This window comes from Mesorhizobium sp. M0293, assembly GCF_040321735.1.
Lineage (GTDB): Bacteria > Pseudomonadota > Alphaproteobacteria > Rhizobiales > Rhizobiaceae > Mesorhizobium.
Genome location: NZ_JAMYSA010000150.1, coordinates 1 through 12107 on the forward strand (window position 1 = coordinate 1; position 12107 = coordinate 12107).

Sequence of the window (12107 nt, forward strand, 5' to 3'; positions counted from 1 at the left end):
CCGAATCGACACAGGCCACGCCAAGCGCTGCGGCCCCGGCGCCCGGCACCAGGCCGAGGAAACTGGCGCGCACGTTGCGGCCGGCGACATAGGGCTGGACCACGACGTCATCGCGATAGGCAGCGAACACACGCCGGCTGAGCTCCAGTGCGTGGCCGAGATCGTGGCAGCGTGAATCCGGCCAGATGCCGATCTTGGCGCCGAGCCGGTTGGGCTTGACGAACCAGCCGGTGGGAGACGCCGGCGGCTCGACCAGCCATTTGCCGTCGCGCGCAAGCCCGGCTTGCGGCACCGGCAGGCCGAGCGCGCCAAGCACGGCGCCAGCGCGGAACTTGTCCTGGCAGAGCGCAAACAGCGCATCGTCGGCGCCGATCGTCTTGAAGCCGCCCAATCTCGCCAAAGCGGGTGCGGCGCCGCCCCGGAAATAGGCGATGCCGTCGGTCAGCGTCCAGACCAGCGTCGTGCCGGGATCCTCGCCGGCTAGCACGCCTGCGGCCTCGTCGAGCGCTACCGGCGCGAAAGACAGGCCGCGTGCTTGGCAGGCGCGGCCGAGTGCTTCGAATTCAGTGGCGAGATCGGTCGACTGCGCCAGATAGGAGGCGATCTCAGCGGCGCGCTCCGGTGCGTGACCATCGGCGACCAGACGATCGAAGCAGGCCTTTTCCGGCTCATGGACGAGGATCAGTCTTGGCTTGCGGCTCGGCATGAAATGAACGCTTCCCGGCGGTGCGATCGCCTACCATCGCACGGTCAAGGCGTCAGGCTCTCGCGAAACCGACACGGCACAGGCGCCTGCACGACAGCACACGGGCCGACCGCAGAATGCAGTTCAGGCGATCAGCACGCGCGGCTCGAAGCGGCCGTTGACGGGGATGTCGAGCAGGAAGGTCATGCCCGCCTGCGGATCGAGCTGGCGCTGCTTCTCGTCCTTGCCCTTCCAGGCGGAAGTCACCGCCAGCCGGTCGGCGTTCTTGCCGACGAAGGCCGGACAGGATGGCTGCGTCACCGGCATCGGGATTTCGCGCAGTAGCGTGCCTTCAGGCGAATAGGCCTTGACCACCTTGCCGCCCCAGACGGCATTCCACAGCACGCCGTCGCGGTCGACCACCGAGCCGTCGACAAAACCCTTGGACGAGCGGTGATCGACGAAGATTTTCGGTTCGCCGATGGGCAGGCCGGTGGTCGGGTCGCAAGCGACGCGCATCAGCAACCCGGTCGAAGTGTCGGTGTAGTAGGCGAGCGCGCCATCTTCCGAAAAGCAGATCGAATTGGAGACGGTGATGTCGGAAAACAGCTTGCGCAGCTCACCCTTGAAAAACCAGTAGATCGAGCCAGCGCCCTTGCTCTCGTCCTTGGCCATCGTGCCGACCCACAAGGCGCCGCAGGGATGGACCCGGGAATCGTTGGAGCGCGTGACCGCATTGTCGGCCTCGACAGGCGTGTGCAGCGTCAGCTTGCCGGTCGCGACATCGCGGACATAAAGGCCGGTCTCGGCGGCGATCAGCTGGCGCTTGTCGTCGATGACGGCGATGGCGCTCGCCATTTGGCCAAGCTCATGGACGGTGGTCGAGCCGCCGGACAGCCGCTTTTCCAGAAGCTGGCTGTTGACGATGTCGAACCAGTAGAGCGTATCGGTGGCGGGATCGTAGCTCGGCCCCTCGCCGAGTTGGCAGACATGATCGGAAAAAACCGAAACGATGGCTTCGCTCATCATGCCTCTCCGCCGAACGTTGCATCCCAGGCTGTCACCGCCGCCTGGGCCCGCCCGGCCACCTCGTCGACGCTCATGCCCGGCTTGAATAGGCTGGAGCCCAGACCAAAGGCGGTCACGCCCGCCGCCTTGTAGCCGGCAAAATCTTTTTCGGAGACGCCGCCGACGGCACCGACCAGTGTTTGCGCCGGCAACACCGCGCGCATCGCGGAAATACCGGCAGCACCCAGCACGCTCGCCGGGAAGAACTTCAGCGCCGAAGCGCCTAGCTTGATCGCCAGGAAAGCCTCGGTCGGCGTGAACACGCCGGGCATGGTGACCATGCCATAGTGCATGGCGCGCGCCATCACCTCGGCATCGATGTTGGGGCTGACCAGCAGCCGCCCGCCGGCCTTGTGCAGGCCATCGACATTGGCCGGCGTCAGCACCGTGCCGGCGCCCACCAGAGCCGTTTTCGGAAGCGCTTCGACGATCCCGGCGATCGAGGAAAATGGCTCCGGTGAATTGAGCGGTACTTCGATCGCCTCGATGCCGGCGTCGAACAATGCTTGGCCGATGGCGACTGCCTCAGTCGGTTTCAGCCCACGTAGGATGGCGACCAAGCCGCGCTTAAGCTTGGGAAAAGGTGCGGTCTGGCTCATGGGGCTGCTCCGGTTTTGGCGATCATGCCGTTTTCGCGCGCAGCCTCGACGAGACCGGCACGCACCGCCTCGTCGGCATCGACAGCCCGCACTGCGAGCCCGGCGAGGCCGAGCGCCTCACTGTAAAGCGTGGCGAGCGCGCCGGATGCCACCAGCACGACGGGCTCCGCGCCGGCGCCATGGCGGCGGCTGGCCGAGGCGATCTCGCCGCCGATCAGGAGGCCGGACAGGCAGGCTGCGGCATCGTCGGCTTTCAGATCCTGAAGCAGGCCGGCGGCGCGAATGGAAAACAGCCGCGAGGTGACATCGCCGCCTTCGGCCAATGCGGTTTCGCACCAGCGGCGGAAGAACGGATTGTCTGCCGTGACGGGCTTCGGATGTTCGCCAAGCGAATGGCGCAGGATCGAGTGCGCGGCAAGCACGGAAAACAGTTCGCCGGTCGGCCAGGTGCCAAAACCGGTGACAGCGCCGTCCTCGACCAGCACCCATTTCGAATGGGTGCCGGGCATACAGACCAGTTGGCACCCCTTGGCCGGCAGGCCGGCACCGGCAAGCTGCGTTTCCTCGCCGCGCATGACGTCTGGCGCATCGGCCAGACGCAGGGCAAGGCCCGGAACGATGCGGATGTCGCGGCTCTGGCCGGGCACCTTGGCAGCGCCGCCGAGAATGGCACTGAGCGGCGCCGGCACCGGCACATACGATGCTTCCAGCCAGCCCTGGCGGGAGCCGGCCATGCCGCAGATGATCACGGGCAGGGCTTCCGATGCTCCCATCGCCGCCAGATGCCCTTCAAGGATGGTCGAAAAGCCCTTTTGCTGGGCGGTGATCAGGCCATCATCGCCGCGGCGTTCGGCAAGCACCTTGCCTTGCCCGTCGATCAGCCAGACCCGCATGCGGGTCGTGCCCCAGTCGACGGCGGCTACCGCCGGTGCGTTGCCGGCAAACCCTGGGCTCACAGGAAACCTCCATCGACGATCAGCATCTGCGCGGTCAGCATGCGCGACGCGTCCGAGGCCAGGAACAGCACCGTGCCGACGATGTCGTCCGGTTGCATCACCTGCTTGATGCACTGCTTGGCAACATGGGCAGCAAGCCCCTGTTCGGTCACCCAGAGCTCCTTCTGCCGCTCGGTGATCACCCAGCCCGGCGCAATGGCGTTGACGCGGATGCCGTCGACGCCGAGCTTGCCGGCCAGCCCCTTGGTGAGGCCGAGAATGCCGGCCTTGGCGGCCGTGTAGGACGGCATGTCGGGATGGTTGATCAGATAGGATGTCGAGGTGAAGTTGATGATCGAGCCGCCGCCGGCACGCTTCATGCCCGGCGCCACCGCTTGCGCGGTGAAGAAATGCGGCCGTAGATTGATGGCCTGATTGTTGTCCCAGAACTCAACCGTCACATCCTCGACGGCGTGGCGTTCGTCCCATGCGGCATTGTTAACCAGCACGGTGACATCGCCATGCGCCTCGGCCGCCCTGGCTGCCGACGCCCGCAAGGCCTCGACGTCGCGCAAATCGGTCTTGAGGTACAGCGGCCGCCGTCCGAACTCCTTCTCGATGCGGTCGGCAAGTATCATGCTTGGACCATCGGCGATATCGATGAAGGCGACATTGGCGCCCTGGCGCACAAACCCCTCGGTCAGTGCCGCGCCAATTCCCGAGCCGCCGCCGGTGATCAGCACCGAAGCGCCTTCGAGGTCGGCAAAATTCGCCGATGGCATCATATCTTTTCTCTCCGAGCGCATGACCCCGAAAATCGGATCGATTTTTGGAAAGGGATCATGCGCAAATATAAAATGCTATAACGTCCTTTGCGCGTCCTGAAGGACGCGCGGCGCTGTAGCCAGACCGGCGCGCATCCTAGCCACGCAAGGCGCGCGGGCAAGGGCGAACCTTCGGATTTCTGGCCTTATGTCAGACAAAACGACAATGCGCCGCATCGGATTGCGCACATCGAGATTGGCGGCGACTTCGAGACAAGTGATCAGATTGCCTTGGCGCGCAGGGCCCCGCGGAAGGAATCGCGGAGGTAGCCGAGTGTGGCGGCGGCATCGGCCGGCTTGCCGAACAGATAGCCTTGCCCGCCGGCGCAGCCGAACTGGACCAGACGATCGGCCTGCGCTTCCTGCTCGATGCCCTCGGCGACCACATCCATGCCGAGCCCCTCGCACATGGCGAGAATGGCGCGGATGATGTGTTCGGACGGCCTATCATCGAGAATCGAGGAGACGAAGGCGCGGTCTATCTTGAGCTTGTCGAAATGGAATTCGCGCAAGCGGCCGAGCGAGGACTGGCCGGTGCCGAAATCGTCGAGCGAAACGCGGATGCCGACGCGGCGCAGGTCTTCGACGATCTGCGCGGCCGAGGCCGGGTCGTTCATCAGGCCAGTCTCGGTGATCTCGATCTCCAGCCGGCGCGGATCGAAGCCGGTACGATCGAGGATCGCCAGTATGTGCAGGCCGGTGTTCTGGTCGACGAGCTGCGAGGGTGACAGGTTGAACGACAGGAACAGGTCCTTCGGCCAGCTCCGGGCCGCCTCTGTCGCCTTGCGCAGCACCAACTGCGACAGCGGGCCAATGATGCCGCGCTCCTCGGCGATGGGAATGAAGACGGTTGGCGGCACCGACCCGAGATCGCGATCGGTCCACCGCGCCAGCGTCTCGAAGCCGACGGTGCGGCGCGTGTTGAGGTCGACGATGGGCTGGAAATGCGGCTCCACCTCGCCGGCCGAGACCGCCCGGCGCAGTGCCTGTTCGATGCGGGTGACGCGCTTGGCCGCCTCTTCCATCTCGCGGGTGTAGACGACGACGCGGCCACGGCCGGAACGCTTGGCGTGGTAGAGTGCCGTCTCTGCCTTGTTGATGAGGATCTCGGTGGTTTCGTCGCCCGAAGAAAACAGCGAGCAGCCGACCGAAGCCGAAAGCCTGGCAGTGCGTTCGCCGACATCGTAGGGCGCCGACAGTATCTCGATCAGCATGCGCGACTTTTCGGCCGCCGCTTCCTCGCTGAACACCATCGGATAGAGAAAGGCGAATTCGTCGGCGCCGATGCGGCAGACCGTGGAGTAGCCATCCATCGAGGCGCGCAGCCGCATCGCGACCTGGATCAAGATATCGTCACCGGCCTTGTGTCCGAACAGGTCGTTGATCGGCTTGAAGCCGTCGAGGTCGAGGATGCCGACGGTAAAGGGTGCGGGATCGTCGGCACGGTCGCTTATCAGGCGATCGACCTTGTCGAAGAACCGGCGATGGTTGCCAAGCCCGGTCAACGGATCTGTGAATGCCAGATCCGTGCTCTCCCTGTTTGCCTGACCGGTGCCAAACGAAGTTTGCATCGGTGTCCCTGTTTTGTGACGTCGGAATTTATTTCGAGACTGGCAGCAAACCCTTTAGGAAACGTATCGCGAAATAGATTTTTCACGGGTAAAGCGCATGACCTTCGGGAAGGTCGAGACGGGTGCGTCAAACCTTTGTTTTCACGCACATCTTCAGTCGTTTCCCGCCGTTGGATGAAGCGGCGCCTCGCCTTGTCTCCAGATGGCTGGCGAGATCGGGGGCCGGCCTGGCTTTGCGGCTTGCTTATGCCAATCTTCAAAAGGTCGCGATTGGCAGACGCATAGTGAGCCTGTACAGGCAAGACAGTCGCCCCATCCGAGTCCGCCGGAGACCCGCCATGAAGCTGAAAATCGCCGTCCAGATGGACCATATCTCCACCGTGTCGATCGTCGGCGACACCTCGTTCGCGCTGTCGCTGGAAGCGCAGCGGCGCGGCCATCAACTGTTCCATTACACGCCCGAGCGGCTGTCGCTGCTCGACGGCAAGGTGTTTGCCCGCATCGAGGAAATGCAGGTGCGCGACGAGAAGGGCAGCCACTATTCGCTGGGCGAGAAGGTGCGCACCGATTTGTCGGAGATGGACGTCGTCCTGCTGCGCCAGGATCCGCCCTTCGACATGAACTACATCACCACCACGCACATCCTCGAGCGCATCCATCCCGGGACGTTGGTGGTCAACGACCCGGCCTGGGTGCGCAACAGCCCGGAAAAGATCTTCGTCACCGAGTTTCCCGACCTGATGCCGGACACGCTGATCACCAAGGATCCGCTGGAAGTTGCCGCCTTCCGCAAGGAGTTCGGCGACATCATCATCAAGCCGCTGTACGGCAACGGCGGCGCCGGCATCTTCCATCTGCTGGAGGGCGACCGCAACCTTGCCTCGCTGCTCGAAATGTTCGGCCAGATGTTCCGTGAACCCTATATCGTGCAGCGCTATCTCAAGGACGTGCGCAAGGGCGACAAGCGCATCATCCTGATCGACGGCGAGCCGGTCGGCGCCATCAACCGGGTGCCGGCCGAACACGATTCCCGCTCCAACATGCATGTCGGCGGCCGCGCCGAAAAAACCGAGCTGACGGAACGCGAACGCGAGATCTGCGCCCGCATCGGGCCCTCGCTGAAAGAGCGCGGCTTCATCCTGGTCGGTATCGACGTGATCGGCGACTACATGACCGAGATCAACGTGACCTCGCCGACCGGCGTGCGCGAAGTCCAGCGCTTCGGCGGCGCCGACATCGCCAGCCTGTTCTGGGAAGCGGTCGAGGGGAAGCGGAAGTAAGCCGGTTTCATTTTGTCTTAACCATGTTCCGCTTTTGCAACCGGGAGCAACCTGACCGCGACCGGGGCGGTTGCATGTTCCTGCAGTGTTCTTGTTTTGACCAGGCGATTGGCAAAAGGCTTTTCCTTTCCCCGCCGCTGACCTGCTGTTCCTTGTTGGTTGCGTGACCGCTAATATGTGTGTGTAGTCCGAAGCCTGAAGGCCCACGCCATGAAAATTAATGTCGTCTACGCGCATCCATTAGCCGACAGCTACCAGGCATCGCTCCACAAACGGGTCGTTCAGACCCTCAAGGCCAGGGGTGACGAGGTCGTTGATTTCGATCTCCATCAAATGAAGTTCGATCCTGTGATGCATGCCGAAGAAAGACGCGGCCACTTCGATCCTGCTCAAGCACCCGGCGATTTGCAGATTTACATCGATGCGTTGAGATGGGCGGAAGCTTGCGTTTTCTGCTTTCCCACATGGTGGTCGGGCATGCCTGCAATCCTGAAGGGCTATTTCGATCGAGTTTGGCGACCAGGGGTGGCTTACGAATTGCCGGCAGACGGTGGCACGATCAAGCCGGCGCTATTGAACATCCGGCGGATCGGCGTTGTTACCACATGCGGCTCGCCATGGTGGTATACCGAACTCTACATGCAAAACCCGGGGAGGAAAGTTCTGCTGCGAGGCCTCAAGACTATGTGCGGCCGCAACGTGACGCACCTTTATCTGACGAAATATTCTGTCGAGAGCATTTCTTATGACAAAAGGGAAATGTTCGCCCGCAAGGCGGAGCGCCTGTTTGACAAATTCTAGCCATCCATGCCCGGGTATCTCATCCTTGATGCGAGCGAGCCTTTGACAAAGCGGGCGCTCGAGCTTCCGATCGAGCCCAACTTATGAACGTGCGTCCTTGCCGGCAGCATTCTTCACCGTTGTGAGGCGGCCATATGTTCTCGTAATGTTCTTGCCTAACTCTGAAATCTGTGGTTGTCTCCCTTGACTTCGCTCACACCCTGGTCGCCAGGGCATGGGCGAACACCTATCCGGGGGCATAAAAATGGTGGCGCGGGTTCGCACGGTCGCTTTCCAGGGCATCGAGGCCGTGCCGGTCGACGTGCAGGTGATGATCGCGCCCGGCAAGGTCAACATGCACATCGTCGGCCTGGCCGACAAGGCAGTGGCGGAAAGCCGCGAGCGGGTGCAGGCGGCGCTGCATGCGTCGGGCCTGTCGATGCCGTCGAAGAAGGTCACGGTCAATCTGGCACCCGCCGACCTGCCCAAGGAAGGCAGCCACTACGATCTGCCGATCGCGCTTGGCCTGATGGCGGCATTGGGCGCCATTCCGGGCGACATGCTGGCCGGCTATGTCGTGCTCGGCGAATTGTCGCTCGACGGCACGATCGCCGCGGTCGCCGGCGCCCTGCCGGCAGCGATCGGGGCCAATGCCGAAGGCAAGGGCCTGATCTGCCCGTTCGCCTGCGGGCCGGAAGCGGCCTGGGCCGGCAAGGATATCGACATTCTGGCGCCGCGCAGCCTGATCGCCATCGCCAATCATTTTCGCGGCACGCAGGTGCTGTCACGGCCGGAAGCCGGCATCCACGCCGCGGCGCGCGACCTGCCCGATCTCGCCGACATCAAGGGCCAGGAGACCGCCAAGCGGGCGCTGGAGGTTGCGGCGGCCGGTGGCCATAATCTGCTGATGATCGGGCCACCCGGCTCGGGCAAATCGATGCTGGCGCAGCGGCTGCCGTCGATCCTGCCGCCGCTGGCGCCGAAGGAATTGCTGGAGGTCTCGATGATCGCCTCGGTGGCGGGAGAGCTCGGCGAAGGCAAGCTGACCGACCGGCGGCCGTTCCGCGCGCCGCACCATTCGGCTTCGATGGCGGCGATGGTCGGCGGTGGCATACGCGCACGGCCGGGCGAAGTGTCGTTGGCCCATCATGGCGTGCTGTTTCTCGACGAGTTTCCCGAATTCACGCCGCAGACGCTCGATGCGCTGCGCCAGCCGCTGGAGACCGGCGACTGCATGATCGCGCGCGCCAACCATCGCGTCACCTATCCGGCGCGCATCCAGCTGGTGGCGGCGATGAACCCGTGTCGCTGCGGCATGGCCGGTGAGCCCGGCTATCGCTGCCTGCGCGGCGAGCGTTGCCGCACCGACTACCAGGCGCGTATCTCAGGTCCGCTGCTCGACCGCATCGATCTCAGGATCGAAGTGCCGGCGGTCTCGGCAAGCGATCTGATCCGGCCCGACCGGGCGGAGAAAAGTGCCGATGTGGCGCTGCGCGTGGCGCGCGCCCGCGCCATCCAGCGCGAGCGCTTCGAACGTCTCGGCGCCACCCGCGCCACCACCAACGCGCATTGCTCGCCCTCGGTCATCGAGGAGATCGCCATGCCCGACGCCGCCGGCCTGTCGCTGCTCAAGGACGCCAGCGAAAAGCTCGCCTTTTCGGCCCGCGCCTACCACCGGGTGCTGAAGGTCGCGAGAACACTGGCCGATCTCGACGCCAGCGAAACCGTCGGCCGCATCCATCTGGCCGAAGCGATTTCCTATCGCATGAGTTCGGAACGGATGGCGCAGGCGGCTTAGACCCCCTTGAGGGGAGGGTGGCCGCGGAGCAGTCGGGTGAGGTCGCCGAAGAATGCTCGGCCTTTGTTGAAACCGAGTGTGATCAAAAAGGGCGCAGGCATGCCCCTCGAGGGCATGTGGTCTGAAGGGCGTCGGCGCGCTTCACGCCCGACCCTTCACGGCCCTTCGGGCCATCCTCCCTCAAGGGGGAAGGGAACGCCGGCGCTTAGGCCTTTTCTTGCGCCTTCAGTTCCAGCCGCCGCGCGTGCAGCACCGGCTCGGTGTAGCCGTTGGGCTGGTTGCCGCCCTTGAACACCAGGTCGCAGGCCGCCTGGAAGGCGATCGAGTTGTCGAAGTCGGGCGCCATCGGGCGGTAGAGCGGATCGCCGACATTCTGCCGGTCGACGATGGTCGCCATGCGCTGCAAGGCATCCATCACCTGAATGCGCGAGCAGACGTCGTGGCGCAGCCAGTTTGCGATGTGCTGCGAGGAGATGCGCAGCGTGGCGCGGTCTTCCATCAGGCCGACATCGTTGATGTCTGGCACTTTCGAACAGCCGACGCCCTGGTCGATCCAGCGCACGACATAACCGAGAATGCCCTGGGCGTTGTTGTCGAGTTCCTTCTGGATATCCTCGGGCGACCAGTTCGGCCGCACCGCGACCGGCACCGATAGGATGTCGTCGAGCCTGGCCTTGGGCCGGTTCTTGAGTGCGGCCTGCACGGCATGGACATCGACCTTGTGGTAGTGCGTGGCATGCAGGGTCGCCGCCGTCGGCGACGGCACCCAGGCGGTGTTGGCGCCCGCCTTGGGGTGGGCGATCTTCTCGACCAGCATCGCGGCCATCAAATCCGGCATCGCCCACATGCCCTTGCCGATCTGGGCATGGCCGGCCAGGCCGCATTCCAGCCCCGTGTCGACATTCCAGGCCTCATAGGCGGAAATCCAGGCAGCCTGCTTCATGTCGCCCTTGCGGATCATCGGACCGGCTTCCATCGAGGTGTGGATCTCGTCGCCGGTTCGGTCGAGGAAGCCGGTGTTGATGAACACGACGCGCTCTCGTGCGGCGCGGATTGCCTCCTTGAGGTTGACGGTGGTGCGCCGCTCCTCGTCCATGATGCCCATCTTGATGGTGTTTCTGGCCATGCCGAGCAGGGCCTCGACACGGTCGAAAATCTCGACGGCGAAGGCGACTTCCTCCGGCCCGTGCATCTTGGGCTTCACGACATACATCGAGCCGGCGCGGGAATTCATCCGCCGCCCCTTAGGCCCGACATCGTGCAGCGCGATCAGCGCCGTCAGCGCCGCATCCAGGATGCCTTCCGGAACCTCGTTGCCGTCGCGGTCTGTTATCGCCGGGTTGGTCATCAGGTGGCCGACATTCCTGACCAGCATCAGCGAGCGGCCGGGCACGGTCAGCGTGCCGCCGGCGGGCGCGGTGTAGGCGCGGTCGGGATTGAGCCTGCGGACAAAACTCTTGCCGCCCTTGGTGATCTCTTCCGCCAGATCACCCTTCATCAGGCCGAGCCAGTTGCGGTAGACGACAACCTTGTCCTGAGCATCCACCGCCGCGACCGAATCCTCGCAGTCCTGGATGGTGGTCAGCGCCGATTCCAGGATGACATCGGCGATCCCCGCCGGATCGGTGCGGCCGATCTGGTTGTTGCGGTCGATCACGATCTCGATGTGCAGGCCGTTCCTGACCAGCAGCACGGCATCGGGATTGGCGGCATCGCCGCGATAGCCGGCGAACTGTTTCGGGTTGGCCAGCGTGGTCGAGCCGGCACCGGCGCTCAGCCGCAATGCACCTTGCGCCAGCGACAGGCCGTTGACCCCGGCCCATTTGCCAGAGGTGAGCGGGGCAGCCTCATCGAGAAAGCTCTTCGTCCAGACGACGACCTTGGCGCCGCGCGCGGGGTTGAATCCCTTGCCCTTCTCGGCGCCGTCGGTTTCGGGAATGGCGTCGGTGCCGTAGAGCGCGTCGTAGAGCGAACCCCAGCGTGCATTGGCGGCGTTCAGCGCATAGCGCGCATTCATCACCGGCACCACCAGCTGCGGGCCGGCGACGACAGCAATTTCGGGATCGACATTGTCGGTCGACACGCTGAAGGCCGGCCCTTCCGGAACGAGATAGCCGATCTCTTTCAGAAAGCCCTTGTAGGCCTCCATGTCGACGGGTGCGCCATTCTCGCGATACCACCCGTCGAGCTTCTCCTGCATGGCGTCGCGTTTTGCCAGCAGCGCCCGGTTCTTCGGTGCCAAATCATGGACGATGGCTGAAAAGCCGTTCCAGAACGCGTCCGCGTCGACGCCCGTGCCCGGCAGCGCTTCCTTGGCCACGAACTCGTGAAGCTCTCGGGCAATCCGCAATCCGGCGATCTCGATGCGATCGGTCATCAGGCTACTCCAGATGAAAGGCTTTGCGGGCCTTTGGCATGTCAGGTTTGCCGGGTCAATTCAGCTTAGGGTGAAGGTGGCGTATTTAGCGGCCGGTGGCCCCGCCCAAAGACCCCCCCGGGGGGGGGCTTTTGGGCCCGCACCCCCCCCGGCCCACCCCCACCGAGGGGCGCCCCGCGCCCCCCCCCCC

10 protein-coding genes are annotated in these 12107 nt (G+C 64.2%); 3 read left to right on the forward strand and 7 right to left on the reverse strand.

Annotated features, from left to right (window positions below):
- From NKJ06_RS31615 to NKJ06_RS31640, 6 genes are all read right to left on the reverse strand, one after another.
- A partial coding sequence (locus tag NKJ06_RS31615) for a D-alanine--D-alanine ligase family protein (protein ID WP_352811934.1) occupies positions 1-706 on the reverse strand: 706 nt, incomplete at its 3' end.
- Between the two features lie 123 nt (positions 707-829).
- Positions 830-1711, reverse strand: coding sequence for an SMP-30/gluconolactonase/LRE family protein (locus NKJ06_RS31620; RefSeq protein WP_352635414.1), 882 nt, complete (start codon positions 1709-1711; stop codon positions 830-832).
- Entirely contained in the window at positions 1711-2352 is a 642-nt protein-coding gene (locus NKJ06_RS31625; RefSeq protein ID WP_352635416.1) for a 2-dehydro-3-deoxy-6-phosphogalactonate aldolase, read from the reverse strand. Before NKJ06_RS31625 ends, NKJ06_RS31620 begins: the two co-directional genes overlap by 1 nt.
- Positions 2349-3308, reverse strand: a complete 960-nt coding sequence (locus NKJ06_RS31630) for a 2-dehydro-3-deoxygalactonokinase (RefSeq protein ID WP_352635418.1) — start codon at positions 3306-3308, stop codon at positions 2349-2351. Before NKJ06_RS31630 ends, NKJ06_RS31625 begins: the two co-directional genes overlap by 4 nt.
- Positions 3305-4072 (reverse strand): SDR family NAD(P)-dependent oxidoreductase, encoded by a 768-nt coding sequence (locus NKJ06_RS31635; protein ID WP_352635419.1) that lies wholly within the window; start codon positions 4070-4072, stop codon positions 3305-3307. Before NKJ06_RS31635 ends, NKJ06_RS31630 begins: the two co-directional genes overlap by 4 nt.
- A gap of 260 nt (positions 4073-4332) precedes the next feature.
- Positions 4333-5682: a putative bifunctional diguanylate cyclase/phosphodiesterase gene (locus NKJ06_RS31640; protein ID WP_352635420.1), complete on the reverse strand. Its 1350-nt coding sequence runs from the start codon at positions 5680-5682 to the stop codon at positions 4333-4335.
- Positions 5683-6020: 338 nt separating this feature from the next.
- Here NKJ06_RS31640 and gshB point away from each other — a divergent pair, with 338 nt between their 5' ends.
- The 3 genes from gshB to NKJ06_RS31655 all read left to right on the forward strand — a co-directional run bounded on the left by gshB (position 6021) and on the right by NKJ06_RS31655 (position 9540).
- Positions 6021-6962: a glutathione synthase gene (gshB, locus tag NKJ06_RS31645; RefSeq protein ID WP_352635422.1), complete on the forward strand. Its 942-nt coding sequence runs from the start codon at positions 6021-6023 to the stop codon at positions 6960-6962.
- Between the two features lie 210 nt (positions 6963-7172).
- The gene (locus NKJ06_RS31650) at positions 7173-7763 is read left to right on the forward strand and encodes an NAD(P)H-dependent oxidoreductase (RefSeq protein WP_352635424.1); all 591 of its coding nucleotides are present in this window, start codon (positions 7173-7175) and stop codon (positions 7761-7763) included.
- Between the two features lie 244 nt (positions 7764-8007).
- On the forward strand, positions 8008-9540 hold the full coding sequence (locus NKJ06_RS31655; RefSeq protein ID WP_352635426.1) for a YifB family Mg chelatase-like AAA ATPase: 1533 nt from the start codon (positions 8008-8010) through the stop codon (positions 9538-9540).
- Positions 9541-9745: 205 nt separating this feature from the next.
- Here the strand turns inward: NKJ06_RS31655 and NKJ06_RS31660 are convergent, their stop codons facing one another.
- Positions 9746-11917 carry a malate synthase G gene (locus tag NKJ06_RS31660; protein ID WP_352635428.1) on the reverse strand — a complete coding sequence of 724 codons (2172 nt, stop codon included), beginning with the start codon at positions 11915-11917 and terminating at the stop codon, positions 9746-9748.
- Positions 11918-12107 lie beyond the last annotated feature (190 nt).